General features: G+C 45.1%; 6 protein-coding genes. 4 read left to right on the top strand and 2 right to left on the bottom strand.

Translation table 11 applies throughout. From position 1 onward, the window contains the following. Positions 1 to 57 precede the first annotated feature (57 nt). From DQQ10_RS10595 to DQQ10_RS10580, 4 genes are read left to right on the top strand one after another with little or no spacing between them, the layout of a single operon-like run. Complete coding sequence (locus DQQ10_RS10595; RefSeq protein WP_112746833.1) at positions 58 to 933, top strand: decaprenyl-phosphate phosphoribosyltransferase; 876 nt, start codon at positions 58 to 60, stop codon at positions 931 to 933. Further along, complete coding sequence (locus DQQ10_RS10590; protein ID WP_221409707.1) at positions 930 to 2291, top strand: FAD-binding oxidoreductase; 1362 nt, start codon at positions 930 to 932, stop codon at positions 2289 to 2291. The genes DQQ10_RS10595 and DQQ10_RS10590 overlap by 4 nt, the downstream gene beginning before the upstream one ends. Then, positions 2288 to 3019, top strand: a complete 732-nt coding sequence (locus tag DQQ10_RS10585; RefSeq protein WP_112746832.1) for an SDR family oxidoreductase — start codon at positions 2288 to 2290, stop codon at positions 3017 to 3019. The genes DQQ10_RS10590 and DQQ10_RS10585 overlap by 4 nt, the downstream gene beginning before the upstream one ends. After that, on the top strand, positions 3016 to 3612 hold the full coding sequence (locus DQQ10_RS10580) for an HAD-IB family hydrolase (protein WP_165823882.1): 597 nt from the start codon (positions 3016 to 3018) through the stop codon (positions 3610 to 3612). Before DQQ10_RS10585 ends, DQQ10_RS10580 begins: the two co-directional genes overlap by 4 nt. A gap of 73 nt (positions 3613 to 3685) precedes the next feature. Here DQQ10_RS10580 and DQQ10_RS10575 read toward each other — a convergent pair whose 3' ends face one another. Together DQQ10_RS10575 and DQQ10_RS10570 are read right to left on the bottom strand one after the other, a co-directional pair. Beyond that, positions 3686 to 10393, bottom strand: a complete 6708-nt coding sequence (locus DQQ10_RS10575; RefSeq protein ID WP_112746830.1) for a fibronectin type III domain-containing protein — start codon at positions 10391 to 10393, stop codon at positions 3686 to 3688. 280 nt (positions 10394 to 10673) lie between these two features. Next, on the bottom strand, positions 10674 to 20084 hold the full coding sequence (locus DQQ10_RS10570; RefSeq protein WP_112746829.1) for a fibronectin type III domain-containing protein: 9411 nt from the start codon (positions 20082 to 20084) through the stop codon (positions 10674 to 10676). Positions 20085 to 20375: the final 291 nt, after the last annotated feature.

The following is a 20375-nucleotide window of genomic DNA, read 5'->3' as shown; positions in this document are numbered from 1 at the left end:
AAATTAAGCTTATTATCGCCATCTTTAAATCTTGTTCAGTCTATAGTTAATCTTTTTATGAAGCATTTTGTGTCTTTAATCCGGATGAAACATTGGGTGAAGAACGGTTTCGTTTTTATCCCTGCTTTCTTCGGTGGCGTTTTGTTCAATCAGGACAATCTTGTACTCCTTATCGCTGGTTTTTTCTGTTTTTCGTTTGTGGCCAGCGCCATCTATGTTATCAACGACTATCGTGATATCGAAGTCGATCGAAATCATCCCGAGAAAAAAAATAGGCCACTGGCTTCCGGGGCCATTAGCCCAACAGTTGGTTTTATTGTGGCCACAATTTTTCTCATTGCAGGCATTGCACTTGCCTTTTTTGTCAACACTGACTTCCTATACATCATCCTAACATATCTCGTGATTAACCTCGGTTATTCACTGGGACTAAAAAACATTTCCATTTTGGATATCATGATGGTTGCTTCAGGATTCCTGCTGCGAACGATTGCCGGTGGTGTTATCATCGATATTTCCCTTTCGCAATGGCTACTTATCATGGTGTTTCTAGGCGCGCTGTTTATAGCGTTGGCGAAACGCCTCGATGATCTTATCCTCGCAGAACAATCAGGTACCATCAGTAGAAAAGTGAAGAACTACAATTTGAACTTTGTTTATAGTGGTATCACGATGATTTCCGGAGTGAGCATGGTTTCGTATATCATGTACACAATCTCCGCTGAAGTAACAGAGCGCCTTCACAGCGATCATTTATACTTCACATCAATCTTTGTAGTCGCGGGAATCCTCCGTTACTTGCAAATATCTTTGGTAGAGAAAAATAGTGGTAGCCCTACGAAAATTTTGTTGACCGATCGGTTCTTAATCACTACCATTCTTTGCTGGATCTTGAGTTTCTATGTTATCATCTATATGTCTAAAGGCCTGTGAGAAGTAAAAAAGATATAACCAACTGGGGTAAGTATCCTGTTGCTGAAGCAAACGAGTTTGTCTTCGATTCAGAAACGAATCTGAAAAAGATTATTGAATCATCACCATCATCGCCGTTCATTGCTCGCGGGGCGGGCCGTTGCTACGGTGACGCGAGTTTAGGTGAGAACATTGTTTCTACACTTCACTATACCAATATCCTTGAATTCGATCCTGTTCGTGGGGAAATTTTCTGCGAAGCTGGTGTAACGTTGGAGGAATTGATCGAAGTGATTCTTCCGAAGGGATATTTTCTTCCCGTAACACCAGGTACAAAATTCATCACCGTGGGTGGTGCTGTTGCTTCTGACATTCATGGAAAGAATCACCACAAGGAAGGATCATTCAGTGCGCACATCATCTACATGGAGATCTATGCTGCCGATGGAAAAATTTATCGCGCAAGCAGAACGGAGAACGTAGATCTGTTTGAGGCAACATGTGGTGGAATGGGACTTACTGGAATTATTCTTCGCGTGAAGTTTGGTTTGAAAAAAGTTGAATCCGCATACATCAAACAAATCACAGCACGTGCGCGTAATCTTGATGAGATTTTTGACCTGTTTGAAGAACATCGTTCTTGTACATACTCGATGTCCTGGATAGATTGTTTTCAGAAGGGAAGCAAGCTCGGAAGAAGCATTATGTATGCAGGAGAACATGCTACGCTTGAAGATCTGGATACGAAAAAGAAAAAAAATCCGTTGTATGTTCCCGCGAAGCGTAAGCTCACGGTACCGTTCAATCTTCCTTCAATCACATTGAATCCTTTAAGTATCCGCGCTTTCAACTTCCTGTATTATAACAAGAGTCCGAAAAATCGCCATGTAGGATTGGTGGATTACGACACATTCTTCTATCCGCTCGATGCCATTTTACATTGGAACAGAATGTATGGTAAGAGTGGTTTTGTGCAGTATCAATTTGTGTTGCCGCTGGATGTAAGTAAGAAGGGTTTGACAGAGATCCTCACGCGTATCAACAAGCGGAATATGGGTTCATTCTTAGCCGTGTTGAAGCTTTTTGGAAAACAGGATGATTTGATTTCTTTCCCGATGGAAGGATACACCTTAGCGCTTGATTTTGCAGTAAGAAAAGGATTGTTCGAATTCCTGGATGAGTTGGATAAAGTGGTGATGGACCTTGGCGGAAGAATTTATCTTTCTAAAGATGCACGGATGAAATCTGATTTCTTTTGGAAGAGCTATCCGAAAATTAATCAGTTCGCAGAAACCATTAGAAAGTATAATCCGAGTTCCACATTTGCGTCTGAGCAATCGGCTAGACTTCAATTGACCAATCACTACCATAAAAAATGAAGTGTGTTTTAATTCTTGGCGCATCTTCGGATATCGCCAAAGCTGCAGCAAGACAATATGCCCGCAAAGGCGCCACGATATTCTTAGCTGGAAGAAATGAAGAAGCGTTGACAGGTTTTTCGAAAGACCTTTCCATACGTCACAATGTAATAGCAAAATTTGTTCGCTTCGATGCTGACGATGTCAAGTCACACGCGTCATTCTACAAGGGAATTTCCCCGGTGCCTGATGTTGTGATTTGTGCTTTTGGCTATCTCGGTGATCAGGCTGTCGCGCAAAATAATTGGGATGAATGCAATCGCATCATTCAGGCAAATTATACCGGCGCAGTTTCTATCCTAAATCTTGTCGCCAACGATATGGAGACAAGGAAATCTGGCGTAATCATTGGTGTAAGTTCGGTGGCTGGTGATCGCGGAAGACAGAGTAACTATATCTATGGAAGCGCGAAGGCTGGATTTACATCTTATCTCTCTGGACTTCGTAATCGCCTATTTAAATCAGGTGTCCACGTGGTGACTGTCAAGCCTGGATTCGTTGATACCAAAATGACGAACGGATTAAAACTTCCTGCGCCGCTTACGGCACAGCCCGATCAAGTTGCGAGCAAGATGATAAACGCTGCTGACAAAAAGAAAAACGAAATATACGTACTCTGGATGTGGCGTTGGGTCATGCTCATTATCAAGTCTGTTCCTGAAGGTGTGTTTAAAAAATTAAAGTTGTGATTCGACACCTTGCACTTTTTGATTTCGACGGTACGATCACAAGAAAGGATACTTTTGTAGAGATCATTCGATATCGATTTGGAACATTTCGTCTGCTCACGGGTATGGCAATCGTTTCACCAATTTTGGTGGCCTATAAATTGAAGCTAATCAAAAACTGGCGAGCGAAGGAAATCATGTTTGGCCATTTTTTTAAAGGAATGACAGCGGAAGAATTCAAAAGAACGGGAGAAGCATTTGCAAAAGAAGCGCTTCCAAAGTTGTTGCGACCATCCGCAATTCAAAAGATCAAGGAGCATCAAGCTGCAGGACATGATATCTACATTGTGACAGCATCAGCAGCGGATTGGATTAAGCCTTGGAGCGACCAGTTTGGATTCAAGATTTTGGCGACCTGTTGGGAAACAAAAGATGGCGTCATCACGGGTAAAATCAAAGGCAGAAATTGCTACGGGCCTGAGAAGAAAGTTCGGATTCTTGAGTCGATCGCGCTTCCTGATTATGAGTCGATCTCAGTTTACGGCGACACATCTGGCGATCGAGAAATGCTCACACTCGCGACACATAAATATTACAGGTTCTTTAAGGATTGAGTTTTGTCGATACAATAAAAAAGAAAGGCTGCCGATTAAGGCAGCCTTTTCATTTATAAAGAGAGTCGACTAATTACTCTTTGACAAAACGTTTGATCAGTTGTCGGCCATTCACCTCTAGCTTCATAATGTATATTCCGATGTTGTGATCGGTGATATCTACTTCAATACCATCAACTACATGAGCCCGTTGCTGCTGGCGTACGATTACACCTTGAGCATTGTAAATGTTGATCGCAATTGGGGTGTTTTCTTTGACGGCGCTCGATAATTTAACCCTCACAGAGTTTTTTGCCGGGTTCGGGAAGATATCTGCATCAAGGACAACTTCTTCGGAAACGATCGGTTCAGATTGGGCGATCCTTCCATTCGCGATTGTTGTGACACGAACACCGAGAGAAGAAGCTGATTCATTCTGCGCTGCATCGATGGCTTTCACATAAAACAGATAGTTTGTCGATGCAGTAAGTCCGGTAATATTTGTTGAAGTTGCTGCAACTGTCGTCACCAATCCCAAACCTTGGCGGTAAACTCTGTAGCCTGTAACGGCGATATTATCAGTCGATGCATTCCACGTTAGCGTTACTGACGAGCCAGTGATGTTTGATGCTGTCAGTGATTGCGGGCCAGACGGAGCGGTGAGATCAAAAGATGATGCGATCGGCGCGTGTGAGCGAACTTCTAAGGCGTTCCATACACCGTAACGAGCTTCGTCATTGGCTTTGATCTCGAATGGAATCATTCCGACCTCAGGCGCAACATTTTTTACCGATACTGATTCGAGTGAATTCTTTCCATTGAATTGCGACACAGTGACGCCATCAACAGTGTAGTCGGTTGCTACGATCATGTTTCCAGTAGTGGCTACATTCCACTCATTTCCTAAAAAGACGAGGTCATACTCCTGACTATTATTCAGTCCATTGAGTCGGTAAGTGGTCGCTGCATCGAATTGTTCGAAGTAGTAATAATTTTCCAACACTGCATCAGGATAGAGACCTGAGTTATTTCCGGTAGTGAAACCAGTATTGTTAGTGCCGCCATTTTCCCAATTGATCAAGTCAACGCTTATTCCCGTATTTGTATTGTTGTCATCTTTCAAATCTGCAAATGACAATCCATCTGAGGGTGGTGTGCCTAAATTGTTCCAAGGTGCAGGCGCCTGAAGCTGACCACTACCAGCAGACGAGTTAATATTTACGAGAATAATCTGGTTAAAGGTAGTTGTGTATGCATTATCTGAATACGTGGAATTACCGCCAACCTTAATCGAACGAATCTTGTAAACGTACGCCGTGTTCTGCGCAAGTCCGGTGTTCGTAAATGACTCGACGTTGGATGCTGTGGTGTGAACTAATGTGAACGGTCCGGCTTGGGTCGTTGCACGATAAACTTCAAAACCAGTTTCATCTGAACTGTTATCAGACCATGTCAAGCGGATAGCGCTCTTTGACAATCCTTCTGCGGCGAGATTTGTTGGACGAATCGGGTTTAATCCTTGTGTCGCGGACTCGATTACCAGCGATCCAAGAATACCATCGCGTTGTGCGACGACAGGATTTGAATTCACGTTAGCGCCCTTCCTCACGGTAATCACGATTGAGTCACCAGCAGGTTGAATGCCCGCAAACTTTACGAACTTGCTCGTGTTCTTTGAAGTGTTCAAAGTCTTTTGTGCGCCATTCACGATGTATGTTGTATTGGCAAACCAGAATTGATTCAAGCTACCCGACAATGTCAGGTTATAACGCTTGGCATTGTCAAGTCCTTTTAACACAACTGTGGCACCAGTTGTTGACGTTGTAGTCCAATGTGAACCAAGAACGCTGCTAGGATAAATACCACTTTCAGATATTGTGCCGCCGTTGTTGCTAGAGCCTGTCCAATTGATACCCGTTTTTAGATTGATCGGCGTTGTTCCGCCTTGTACATTCTTTAATCCGTTCATGTTATTGAACGCCACTGCATTGTTCCAAGGTGAAGGCGCGTCGTCTGATCCCGCGGCGCCCTTAAAGTTTATCAACACGGTTTCTCCAAAGCTAGGATCAGTAGCGATCACAAATGTTTTGAGTTCTGATCTTCCGCTGAAGTTGTCGGATGCTTGAAGCGTGAATGCATAGTTACCGGCTTGTGTAGCGGTTGGATTGAATTGAATGTAGCCTGTGCCATTTCCATTATCAACTAGCGTTGCAAATGATGGTAGGTTGAGGGTAGAGAAAATGATCGCATCACCATCAGGATCTGTTGCATTGATGGTACGCTGAAATGTTTGGCCGGCCACGCCTACGATTGCTTCGAAGCTGGTTAATGACGGCGATCCATTCGGCGTTGTGACCAATTGCGGACTACTATCGGTGCCACTCGTCAAATTAGCGGCTCTTACCTTGTAGTAATATGAAGTGCGTCCTACGGTGGTGAGGTCTGCAAAGGATGTTATGTTTGCTGCTGTCGTTCCGACAATACTGTACACGCCATTGATTGTCGTTGACCGAAGTATATCAAAGCGTGTTTCGTTGATGCTGTTGTCTTTCCACGTAAGGTCAACGCGGTTGTTTGCAGGGGCAGCGACGACGAGCTCAGTAGGTGCTTCTGGTGCACTTCCGTTATCATAGTACGCTGAGATGATCATCGCATTGATGTAGAAGTGATTGATGTTGTCTGTACCGCGGCCGACGGTGACGCTGATCTCGCCTGCTGAATTTGGTTTCATTAGATCAGTCGTTACTGTATTTGATACGTTGTTGAGTGTGTTCAATTGAAACGTCTGAGTCGTAAGTCCGGCAACGGTGTAAGCGGTATTTAGCGTGGTGAGCCCAGTAGGCGCTGTTCCGCCGATCCATCCACCAGCACCATACAAGGTGATCTTGTACTGCATTGCTGGGTTCAGATTTTTGATTTTCATTTTATTGCCCGTGCCGCCAGAACTTTTTCTGAAATAAGATTCTCTAATTTTTTCCGTATAGATAGCAGCAGTAGACGCTGGGAGGTTTACGACTTGAGGAGCTGTCGTGGTCCAATTTGTCGTTGTATTCAAAGCTACAAATCGAACCACATTACCTTGATCATCTTTCATGTTCGTGATGTCGGCAGTTTGAGGCATTCCCGTATTATTCCACGGATTTTCTTCAAACATGCTTGGTGTCGTAGCAAAATTGATTGATATAGTGTACGACTGATCAAGTGGTGCCACGACGAGCGTAAAACTTTTAGTGTCAACACCAGCAGGAACTTTATTGTCTCTTACCGTCACGGTGATGTTCTCGTAAATACCAGCATGACCCGCGAGAGGTTTGAAGGTAATTCTTCGTTGTGAAGCGTTCCATGTCGCAAAGGAAGGAAGGCCGCTTACGGTATAGGTGAGTAGGTCAGTTGCATCCGCATCGGTAGCGGTAGCCGTTACATAGAGCAGTCTTCCTTCTTCTGATGTTTGAAATGGAATATCTGCCATAACAGGACTGTTATTTGTGTTTACAGTCAGGACGAATACATCCGATGTGCTAGTGATGCCGTCAGAAGCGGTAGCTTGAATATTGTAAGTCCCGGCTTGTGCATTGGTGAAGATAATTTTACCTTTTCCAAAACCGTTACTTTGTGTTGAGGCAAAAGCCGGAAGGCCGGTGTAGGAGAATGTCAATCCATCTACATCGGGATCAGTGGCGAGCACATCGATTGTGAGCGAGCTTCCGATAGCAATGCAGCGGTCGATGACGTTGGTGATCACCGGGGCACGATTTCCAGTGGTCACATTGGCGGCTGATGTAAACCCAGAGACGACACCTCCTTCGCGTGCAGCACGAACCCGATAGTAGATTGTAGCGTGACCGCTAGCTTTTGTGTCCACGTAGCTTACCGCATCTGCGGATGTAGTAGCAATCGTTACAAACCCCGTTGTTGGTTGTGATGATTTTTGAATTTCAAAGCCGTTCTCGTTTGCGCTATTGTCTGTCCAATTCAAAGTCACTTGTGTTGGCGTGTCGGCAGTTGCTGAAAGTCCAGATGGATCTGCTGGTGTTGCAGGAGCGATGTGCGTTGAAGCGTTTGCAGGTCCAACTACGGGTGATGCACTACTACTATTGATCGTACGGATACGATAGTAGTAAGTAGTCGACGGTGTCAGTGTATGGTCAGACCACGAGATTGCATTTGCGGTTGTTACTTTGACGACTTGATATCCCGTTCCTGCATATAGTGAGCGCTCGATTTCAAAACCAGATTCATTATTACTGTTATCAGTCCACGTGAGGTTAATTTGGTTAAATGAAACCGTTGTGGCAGTGAAAGCTGTTGGCGCATTCAATGGTGCTGGAGGTGTGTAATTGTCTTTCAATGCAGATGCTGGTATTTCACTTTTGGCAATACCTGGCCCTTGCCAACGTACTGCCAAGCACTCTCCACCACTATTGGAGAACATCGAACATTGTACCGGATAAGTTCCGGCTGAAAGACTAATGGTTCCAGATTTTTCTACACAGCTATGCGTGCCGTCGTTGTTTACAACACGTACGTTGTTAACCCATAGTTGACTACCGTCGTCGGATGATGTATAGAATGTATAAGTTCCAGTAGTTGGGATGATGATGAATCCGTCGAAGATAAAAGCGAAGTTGTCGTCTTGGTTTCTTTGCGCGATTGAAAAAGTGGAAGACGTTCCTGTTTTAATGAGGTTTCCACTGACCGCAATTTGCGCGACATTTGAAATGCCACCATGGTGAAAATATTTAAAAGTAAGTCCGTTGATTACCGCCGCAGTATTCACTTGGTTACTCGGCGCAGAAGTATTATTGGCAACGTCGCGAGCTTTTACAACGAACGCATAGTTAGCAAATTCAATGAGTCCCGTTACTTTGTAAGAAGTGGCCTTTGTCGACGTGATGAGTGCATTGTTTTGATAGATGTCGTATTCAGTAACACCAACATTATCAGTTGCACCTGTCCAACTTAAGTTTATTTCAGTGCGTGTCGTAGAACCAACGGTAAGCACTGGTGCAGTAGGAGGGGTGTTGTCTGCGACAGTGATTACGCTAGCTTCTTGGCTGTATGTTGATCCACCCAGGGCATTAATACTTCTTAGTTTATAGAAGTACGTTGTATTGGCTTGCAACCCGTTGTCGATGTGTGATAGAGGGTTAGGTGCCGATGACGCAGGAAGGATTGCAATGAGCTTATATCCTACACCCGTCGAGGTAGATCGATATAGTTCGAATCCAGTTTCATCATTCGCGCGGTCTTCCCACGTAAGCGAGACACTGGTTTGTGAGTTCACGCCGGCCATAAGATTAGCTGGAGGGGAGGGAACTCCAAAGCTACCACTGGTGGTGATCGCTATTGTGTTTGAAGACAAGCTTAAACATCCTAACGGCTCGGCGCGATATTCTGTCGGTGTTATACCATCTGCTTCTCTACCTGTGCCACCGAAATCCCGGCTGCGAAGACTATAGGTACCAGCAGTGTTTACGTTAATGACTTGTGTTGTATTGGCAAGTGTTGTTGCATCTCGTCTCCAAACGTATGCAGCTTTTGCATTGGAGCCCGTGAGTGTAATGTCTGGACTACCATCCAATGAAGGAAGATGTTTACTTTGTCCATCTGCAGCAATTGTCGGTGTTGGTGACAAGCCACGGTTACTGTTGATGTTTACAGGAGCAGACCATTTCGTCCAGACACCGTTCGCGCGTTGAAAACGTGCATAATAGGTGCCTACACCTGATCCTGTATTTACAATTTGCGTAATGGTTACTTCGTTGATGGTCGCACCTTGCGCGAAGGGCGCTGCTGTCGTATCGTTTTTACACCATTGATAATTTGCAAATCCAGGCGTGAGTCCAAGCGTTACCGAGAAATTTTCTCCGGGACAAAAAGACGTCTGTCCATTGTATACATGGATGTTATTTTTTCGCTGTGAGAGGAACCATGAAAAGAAGTCGGGCTTTGCGTATTCCGAATTCCATGTTCCGTGTCCAAGTGTTGGATAGTAAGAGTATCGGATATTACCGCCGATCTCGCGGATGGCGTCAACTGTGCCATTGCCTTCGAGTGGTGTCGGTCCTGTATCCAGAGCACCTTGTGCTTGACGTAGGGGAATGTGCTTATAACGAAGTCTAGCTTCTCCTTCCCAATATCCTGGAGGCGCTGATTTATTTTTCCAGAACAAAGTACCGCCAGCAGACATCGGATGCGCTGCGGCGAAAAGATCAGGTCTCCAGGCAATGAATCTCCACGTTCCTTCACCACCCATAGAAAGACCATGAATGTAGATTCGGTCTGGGTCTACCTTGTAGCTCTCGATAAGCTTTCGCAAAATATATTCTACGGCTTTGAGGTTGTCGAATCCCCATGATGGCCCGATACCCAACGCTGGGTTAGGGCGACGAATTTGTGGATAGAGCAGCAAGCCTGGAAACGTGCCGTTGAGTACGGCGTTCATGTGGGTTTGACCGCCATGTACAAGTTGTTTTTCATTGTCCTGTTCGCCCACACCGTTGTTGGGTGCCGCGTCGTACACACCAGCTTCGCCACTACCGTGAAGGAAAATAATAATAGGATATTTCTTGCCATCATTGGCGAACCGGTCGAAACCGTTCGGTGTCATCAATCGAAAACGAGTGAGTGGACCAGATGGAATGGGATACTGAAACGATTGATAAGGTGTGGTGTTCCAATTGTAGATGTGCGTGTAGGCAAAGGGTTGGAATTCCGGAAGTGCCTGTCCGTTTACCTGGCCGGCACACCATGTAGACAGCATGGTAATGACAGCCAAAAGGGTCATGTAATGTTTTTTCATAAAGGTGTAAATAACGATAAGATTTAAAGCCAGTGGTTAATAAAGGTATCTAGATCATCTTCCTTTCGAATTATTTATTTTTCTGACAGTTAAGTGATTGGACTCATCATCGGGTTACGATTTCATAAAGGTAGCGGTTTGACAGCAATTGATATGGCCGATAGGTCATTTATTTTTTCATACAGTACGTTTGTAAGTATTATCCGGAAAATGACCCTTTTTAAATAAAAAAGCCCCGCTGTGAACGGGGCTCCTTGTTACAAAATGACGTTTTCGCCGCTTATTCGCGAATGAACCGTCGTTCAATCCTTTCGCCATTTACGCGAATCAGAACCGTGTACAAGCCGGCAGGGAAGTCGGCCGCGGAAAGCTGAATTCCTTCACGTTGATTTACGGTTTCCAAAGCATCCATGACGATACCCTGTGCATTGATAATTTCGATCTCCAGTGGAGTTGCCTCCGGAATGCCATTGAGTTGGATGAGGAACCTGGAATTGCGTATTGGATTAGGATAAAGTACTACACTTTCGTTTCCGAGGGATTCAATATCCGTTACCATAAAGATTATGGCCTCAGAAGTTACCGAGCAATTTGCGCCGATAACGCTCACACTATATTCTCCAGATACCGTAGGCTCAAATGTCGTTTGCGTAGCCCCGGCAATTACCTGACCATCTAATAACCATTGGTTGTTGGTGTTGGCGCTGGATACAAGCTTGTTTCCATCGATGCTCACAGCAGGAGTCTTAGTATACGTTATGGTGGATTCTGCAGGAAGCGTTATCGCATCGCATCCTGAAAATCCTGCTTGAAGGGTAATATGGTGTGATCCTTCCGCAAGTACGGAAGCATCGATATTGACTTGCATCGCTTCGCCATTACCAGTGAAGGTTGCTAAAATCGTTTCTGCATTGATGATATTGTACTCAACACCAACTTGCGTTGAAGTTAAGTTTACCGTGGCTGTACCTCCACCACATACAGATGCATCACTTGTAAATGAAACTTGCTGATCTATCGCCGGCTTACCGATAACTAAATTGAATCGACCACTGCCAGTTGATGCAGGATCGCTTGTAATCTCAAACGAGTAGGAGGCCCCGTCCTGTATCGGTGTCACCGTATTGAGGAACTTGTCAATGAGTTTTGCTTCAAGCGCAAAATCAAAACTTGCCAGTTCAGAGAATGTCAATGAAAATTGTCCCGGTGTTCCTTTTTCTATGTTGATTGGGATAATGCGCGAACAGAATGCAGACGATAATGTATTGATGCCAAGGTTTTTCGAGTTTGCCACCGTTGACAAAGTGAAGTAATCATTAGCCAACTTTAGTCCGTCATATCGCTTGTCGAATGATTCCGTTGCGTCGTCCTTAAATTGCACGTATGCATTATCGTTGCGTGTACCGTCACTCATCGTCACCTTTAAATAGTTGCGAGGTGATGCAGCGCGCATGAACTTAGCGTTAGCCGCGTCGTATTTAGCGTCTTCAGTAATTGTAAGCGACGGATCGAGGCTCGTACACTGAACCCAAAATGATTGTCCTTGCGAGATAATACCAGCGAAGTCAGTGTCGCCGATTTCACCATTCCATTGCTTATAGGAGTATGCGCCATTTGCATAGGTGCGTATGTACACCGTGGCATTAACGCCGTTGGGTATCCAGCCTGCATTTCCCCACTCAATCGGCGATGCATACGGGTTGGCAATAAGATTCCATCCATTGCCAGGCGTTGCTTCACCTTGCGCTTCCTCAGCGGGGAATTCATTGCCTTTCAAATTTTGGTATGTGAAATTTCCTTGTTGAATTGGTCCTGAGATTCTGAGCTTTTTCGACGTCGTACCTTGGAAAACAAAGATCGAGTAACCACGTCCAACGTCCATTGTAGAAGTGCCGCTTGTTCCAGTATTTGTATCTGGGTAACCGATCCATCCAGCTTCACTATCGTAGTAGAAAAGTGATGCCGTTGTGTTCGCGTTGTTACTTCCAACAAATGGTCCCGTAACAGGTAGATAAGTTTTCCAATTATTTACCGTGGTGTTAAAGACCGGTGTACCTACATAACGATAGGCTCTTCCTGCAGCGTCGAAGTAGCGTTGGAACTCCACCTTTCCAATCACTGAGCCGTTATTTCCAATCTTACCAATTCGTGCTGTGTGTGTGTCAGTCGAAACAAGAACGATCAAATCATTGGAGTTGAGTCTTCCACTTGCCATGTCGATTGCGTTGTCAACGTACAGGCGGGAACGGATGTTAACCTGTCCCGAAACATTTGAATTCAATCGAAGAATATTGACGGTGTCAGAATTCGTGGTAAATGATAAGTTTGAAATTTGAGTGCCCGTGCTGTTGATCGTGATATCACCTTTGTTGATTGTGATTTTTCCTTTTTCATTCAATGGGTTGACTGCACCGGTGCCTTCGATAACAAGTTTATTTTTTCCAAGATTCAAGACCGCGCCACTGTCAATTGTTATGCCGCCGCCGGTAGCAGAGCCGAGTGAAAGCGTCTTCTGCGTTGCGCCGCCAATTACGTTGAGTTGTGTGAGTCCTACAACATGAATGCTGTTGAATCGAAGCGCGTTTGTTTGGGAAGCGGAGATTGATTGTGTTACGCCCGATACGAAGTTCAGGGTAAGCAACTCATTTTCCGATGGTGATGTTGTAGCACCAGCAAGCGTCAAATTACCATGAATGTTCAGTACCGTGTTATTACCTGCGGAACCTGCCAGCGAAATGCCGTCGGCAATATTTAAATTTCCATTGACGGTGTAGCTTCCTGAACTAAATGATTTAGAAGTGTTGGTGCCATCCAGTGTAAGGTTACCATAGTTTGCACCTGGAATTGCATTAGAAGAACCACTGAAACGAACCGTTGATGTCGGCGCAAGTACACCGAATGAAGGCGGTAGTGCAGATGCGACATAAACGGTTGCGTTGTCTTCCAGATCAACTGTTCCTGCAATATTGCTGTTGATGTTCAGCGTCATTCCATTCTTCACGATTATGCGTGAGTCGGCACCAGTTACAATCCAAGGCGCATTGCTATTAGCATTGCGATCGATGATGAAATGCTGATGTCCCGTTGTGAAGTTTGCTGGATGAGCCCCGCCACCACCGACGAGTGTTCCCCATGTACCAACGACAGTGATGTCGCCTGATGGTGTTGGGTAATATAATGTTGCTTCAGTCGATGAATTGAGCGTCGTCACCTGAAGTGCATTGCTAAATCCGGATTTGTTAAGTTTAGTATCGACTGCTCTAACACTTACGCTGTACATCGTTGCTGACTGTAGGCCGGTAAGTATCGCGAAAGTATCTGTTACCGTTGTGACCATTGTTGATCCCAAGTATACTTCATAGCTACCCACACCAACGTTATCTGTCGATGGATTCCAACTTACTTGAAAACCTTCATCCGTGATGTTCGAGGCTACTAAACCTGCAGGGATAGAAGGAGCTTCGGTGTCGAACACTTGATTCAATGGTGTGTATGAGCGAATTTCTAGTGTGTTAAGAATTCCATATCGTGCACCACTGTTCGTTCCCACGTAAAAGTCAATCGTGTTATCCGACTCTGGCTTAACACCGCGGATATACGATGGCATCGTGCTATTCCGGCCGTTAAATTGTGTGAGCGTGGTGGTACCCACCGTGTAATCCGTCGCGCAGGGAACACCATTTATTGTTGCAAGTGACCACTCGTTTCCAAGGAATACCAGATCGTAATCGAATCCAGCAGGTAATTGTGACAAACGATATTGGTCTGGCGCCTCGAACTGTTCATAGAAATAATAATTCAGCAAAGCGTTGTCAGGATAGATACCTGGTGTAAATCCAGATTCATTTCCTGCACCACTACCATGTGACACAATCGATAAATCTACTGTTGTCGCGGTGTTCACATCGTTCTTTAAATTATTGAACGATAATCCTGCAGCAGGAATAGCGGCAGTGTTATTCCATGGATTCGGCGCTTGTACTTGGCCACCGGCGCTGCTATAGTTAAAGCTCACCAGGAGTATCGTGTGGAATGTTGATGCAAGTGCATTGTTCGTGTATTCTGAAGGTGTACCTGTAGTCTTCATGGCACGCACGCGATAGATGTAGCCTGTGTTCGCTGTAAGCGCAGTGTTTGTATACTCTTCGACGTTTGCAGCTGTTGTTGTAATTACTGTGAACGGGCCGGCTTGATTCGTTGCGCGAGAAATTTCATATCCTGTTTCATCAGCGGCGTTATCTTTCCATGACAACTTGATTGCCGTCTTTGAAATCCCTTCAGCAATTAGATCAGTTGGTTTGCGTGGGGTTGTGCCGATTGTGTATGACTCAAGAATCATAGCGTTGATCACACCATCGCGTTGAGCAACTACTGGTGATGCATTGAGGTTGGTGCCTTTCCATACGTTAATAACAATGTTTCCCGATGTTGGTTGAATTCCAGTGAATCGCACGGTATTAGATTTGTTCTTGGTCCCGTTGAGGGCTTTCGTTATACCGTTGATAACATAGTTTGTGTTTGCAAACCAGAACTCATCTCTACTGCCAAACAGGGTAAGGTTATAGCGTTTGTTATTGTCAAGACCAAGGATGGTGATTTGCCCACCACCGGTTGTATTATTATTGATCCATCCACTTTGCATAACCCTATCCGGATAGATTCCTGAATTATTGCCAGTGTTAACACCAACTGTATTTGAGGTACTAGGAAATCCACTGCCGGTAATACTCACGCTCGAGGTTTGTCCTGAAGCCGTTGTCAATGCAGCGCTGTTTCCAAGGGCCCTATTGTTCCATGGGGCAGGTGCATCCGCTGCAGACCCTGCATTGAAGTTGACAAAGAAAGCTTCATCCAGCGCAGCATCAAGCACAATAACACTTACAGTTGTTTCAGTTTCCGCAGCGAGGTTATCGATAGCGCGTAATGTGAAAGTATAACTTCCAATGTCGGAGCTTTGTGGTATAAGCCTAACGAAGCCTGTGCCATTTCCATTATCAACCAACGTCGCAAATGAAGGGAGATTGAGTGTTGAGAATGAGATTGCGTCGTTTTCAGGATCAGTTGCGCTAATGTTGTGCTGCAACGTTTCGCCTACACGCACAGTAATGGTTCCAGGATTGTTGATTGTTGGGGCGCCGTTGGGAGTAGTCACTACTAGCGGAGCGGTTTCATTAAATCCGTATGCATTCACGGCGCGAACCTTGTAATAGTAAGTTGTGCGACCTGCAACAGGGGTATCTGTAAATGTAGTAGCCTCAGCTGCTACCGACCCTACGTTTGAATACGTCCCATCGATGGTCGTTGCGCGCCAAATTTGAAAACCAGTTTCATTAAAACTGTTGTCTGTCCAGGAAACATTCACACTATTGAACGATGGTGCCGTCAATGTTAATCCAGAAGGAGCTATTGGCGGCGCAGGTGCAGGGTATTGTGCGGTCATCACCAATGCGTTGATGTATACTAGGCCGGCGCTGACGCCAGTTGCACGTGACACAGCAATGCTAATTGTGCCGTCAGATTTTGGGAACACATAACCACTCGAAGCAATATTTGTAGTGTTATTCGTGTTGTTCAGTGTTAACGTTACTGTGTTTGATGATCCGGACCCCTGGGATACAGCCTTTGAAATTAAATATTGTGTACTCGACGCCGTGCCCGAGGCTGGGCCGCCACCATAGATATCAAATTTATATTGCAGTGCCGGGTTAAGATTTTTGAAGGTAAGGGTAGACGTGCCACCGCTCTTCCGATAAAATGACTCCCTTACCTTTTTGGTGTATAGGGTGTTAGGATCTCCAGTATATGCAGCTGTTCCAATATTTAAATAGGTGGTCGGAGATGGAGGATTACCATCTGTCCATCCTGAACCTCTATTGAAAGTTATAAACCGCAATGTGTTGCCGGCATCATCTTTTAAATTGATCAAATCTGATGCGGCTGGCGACCCCGTGTTATTCCATGGCGCTGCTTCCGCGTAAGTCGGAGTGTAATTGATGGCCGCATCATAAACAAAATTCATCGACACCGTAAAGAAATTATCCACAGGAAGAACGGTCACTGTAAATGTCTTCGTGGTTATACCACCTGCGTTGTCTTTAAAGTCTACAGAGACATTATAAATACCTTGCTGCCCAACCGTAGGTGAGAAATTCAAAGTCAACAACCTCGGATTGCTTCCAGTCCAAGCAGAGGTTGCAAAAGTAGGTAAGCCAACGATAGTGGGTGTGGTTAAAGTACCGGCGCCATTCGGATCAGTCACACTAAACACGAGTGGCGTAGTGCGTCCTTCTTCTGTAACAAGGCTGTTCACAAATCCAGAGGGGTTTGTAACGTTAACAGCTGGCGGTTGATTCGATCCAAATGTTACAATGAACTGATCGTTAACAGAAGCTAATCCATCTGAAGCCGTTGCAATAATCGTGTAAGCACCCGCGACTACGTTGGTGAACGTAATAACACCCTTTCCATAACCATCGTCAGTAAAGACAGCGCCGGCTGGAAGTCCAGGGCTACCGCCTGTGGTAAATGTGTAAACAATCGCGTCGTTATCAGGATCGGTTGTCGTGATGTTTAATGTCTGTGCCGTTCCAGAGGAAGCCGTCATGGACTGATCTGGAATATTTTGTATTACAGGAGCTCTGTTTGGCGTAGTTACACTCACTACAGTTGTATAGTTTGAGTGATTGTTGCCGGCGCCGCGGGCTCTAACGCGATAGTAAACGGTAGAATGTCCTGTAAGCTGTGTGTCGCCAAACGTCGTTGCATTCGCAGCGGTTGTCGCAATGGTTACGAAACTAGTTCCAACGTTGGCGGAAGATCTTTGAAGTTCATATCCAACTTCGCTGGTGCTATTGTCATTCCAGCTTAAATTAACTTGTGTCGCTGAGATGGCGTTTGCAACAAGATTGTTTGGAGCATTCGGAGCCGCGGGAGAGTTGGAAGTTGTTTTGTTCGTTGGCCCAACAAGCGCTGACGCATTGTTCGCACTGATCGCTCTGATTTTGTAGTAGTGTGTACTTCCAGGAGCGAGTCCTGTGTGCGCGTAGCTTGTTGTGTTAGGTCCTGTTGTCGCGATGAGAACGTAGGTTCCATTCGAAGAAGCGGAACGTGAAATTTCAAAGCCAGTTTCATTATTGCTATTGTCTGTCCACGTTAAATTTATCTGGCTAAACGAGGCTACAGTACTGTTGAAATTTGAAGGCGCGGCAACTGATGGCGGTGGTGTTATCGCATCTTGGAATGCGGCATCAGGAATTTCAGCTTTCGCAATGCCAGGTCCCTGCCATCTTACCGTCAAACATTCGCCTCCGGTTCCTTCGTAGTACAAAGCACGAATAGGGTAGGAACCTGCTGAAAGCGTAATGGGAGTACCTGCTTTTTCGTTACAGCCGTGACCACCGTCATTGTTTACGACAAGTTGGTTGTTGACATACAAAACACTTCCGTCATCTGACTGTGTATAAAAAGTATACGAACCTGTAGTGGGTATGTTAATAAAGCCTTCGTAGATAAATGCGAACTGATCGTTTTGTGTACGTGGGCTCAGGAGAAATCGCGTCACATAACCATTTTTGATAAAAGTGCCATTAGTAGTAATCTGATTTACCGACGTTAAATTATTGTTGTGATGATAGTAGTAGTAATATAAACCAGCGTTGATCGCACTTGCAATGATTTGATTGCTCGCTGCTGATAAATTCGTTGCAAAGTCTCTAGCACGTACTACATAGTTGTATGTCGAGAACGACACGAGGCCAGTGGCTTTGTATGTGAGCGTACTACTTGGTACAGTGGCAATGAGCGTTCCATTTTGATAGACGTTGTATTCGGTCACGCCTACATTATCTGTTGATGCTGTCCACGATAAATTGATTTCTGTTCTTGATGAACTAACTAATGAGAGAATGGGAGCAGAAGGCGCAACGTTATCAATTGCCGTGTTCACCGAAATCTCGGGCGTATAGTTCGATCCACCAGACGCATTTACCGCGCGCATCTGGTAATAGTAAATTGTGTTCGGCTGAACGTTAGTGTTGTCTGTGTAGGTCTGAGGATTTGCCGTGGCTGTGGCAGGTCTTATCGAGATTAATTTATATCCACTTCCTGGTGTTGTTGTTCGGTAAATCTCAAATCCGAGCTCGTTGCTTGAACGATCGTCCCAATTCAGTATGATGCTATTAGGTGAGGCAGCTGTTGCAAAGAAATTCCCAGGAGATGCAGGTACACCGAAACCATTTGACGTTGTGACCACGACTGGTGTCGAACCTAAGCTCAAACACCCCTGTGGTGTGGCGCGGTATTCCGTTGGCGTTTCTCCATTGGACTCAAGGCCTGTGCCGGCAGCATCTTTTGTTTGTAGTATATACGACCCAGCCGTGCCAGTAGTGATTGTTTGTATTGCAGGTAGTGTTGCAGAGGGTGTTACGCTCCAAGTGTATTGAGCTTTTCCCGAAGGCCCCGATAAAGTAACTTCGGGACTACCATCAAGCGGTACGAGATTCACACTACCACTAGCCGTTACCGTTGGCGTAGCAGATGGGCCTTTATTTCCATCGATCAATACTCCGGCCGACCACTCTGACCAAGGTCCAGAGGCAGTTCTTCTAAAGCGCGCGTAATAGGTAGTACCAATATCAGCTTGTGTTACTGTAATAGACGATGTAAATGCGAACGCAGCTCCTCCGGTGCTATTCTTAACCCATTCATACGCATTAAAACCTGGCGTAAGCCCAAGTGTAATGTTAAAAGGTTCTCCCGGACAGAATGATGTCTGTTGATTTTGTACCCAAATTTGGTTCTTCTTATTGCTGAGAAACCATGAGAAGAAGTCAGATTTATTGTATTCATTTCCCCAAATGGAGTGGCCGCCGTTAGGATAATAAGAGTATCGAACATTGGCGCCAACACTTCGAAGATGTTGCACCATCTCATTGCCTTGATACTTCGTTGGTGCGCCGTCAAGACCGCCCTGTGCATGACGGATAGGTAATGTCTTATAGTTTTCACTGTTACCTGTCGAACCGTTCCAGAAGTTTGATCCGGCAGCAGACATTGGATGAATTGCAGCAAAATAGGTTGGATATAGATTGGCGAAAATCCAGGTTCCTTCTCCTCCCATAGACAATCCGTGCAGGTAAACGCGATCGGGGTCAACCTTAAAATCGGCAATTAGTTTATCAATGATATACCTTACTGCTTTTAGGTTATCAGGCCCCCAATAGTTCTGACCTGTGGATGTTTTTCTAATCTGCGGAAAAATGACAAAGCCAGGAAACGTTCCATTCTGTACCATGTTCCTATGTCGTTCACCACCATGCGTAAGTTGTTTGTCATTGTCCTGTTCTCCGGAACCATTGTTTGGAGCGGCATCGTAAACCCCAGATTCACCACTCCCGTGAAGCATGATGATCAATGGATATTTCAATCCATCATTTGCACACCTGTTGAACCCGTTTGGCGAAATCATTCGGAAGCGCATCCAAGATGAAGCGTCGCCTTCAGGGCTGTTGTATTGATAGGATGCATAAGCCGACGTATTCCAGGATTGTACTTGTGTATAGGTAAAATTCTGAAACTCCGGCATTGTGTTGTTCGGAGGACAGTTCTGTGCACGCGATTGAAGAGAGACGAAAACCAAAGAAAGGAGGATAGCACCAAATTGGAACGCGGCCATCATGTAAGTTTTTTTCATCTGATTCCGAGGCTGAGGGTTATGGGTTCAATACCTGTTTACTTGCTTTCTGGATGCATTTCGACTCCTAAAAGTAACCATTCGTCGTCGGGCGCCTTAATAGAAGTACTTGACAACCAGTGTTTTGATTTTTTTTATTTCAAAACGCTGTAAAATTATTGATTCGGTGTCAGATTTATGCTGAAAACACCCAATAATTCCGGTTTTTCGGCCCAAACGGAGTGCCAAATGATGTAAGAAATTAGAAAGATGCGTAATTATTGAATCTACGCAGTTTTGATGATTCCGAAG

This window comes from Pseudochryseolinea flava, from assembly GCF_003286915.1.
Taxonomy (GTDB): Bacteria; Bacteroidota; Bacteroidia; order Cytophagales; family Cyclobacteriaceae; genus Ohtaekwangia; species Ohtaekwangia flava.
Note: the sequence above shows the minus strand (reverse complement) of the source record. Positions and strands in the feature narration are given on the sequence as shown.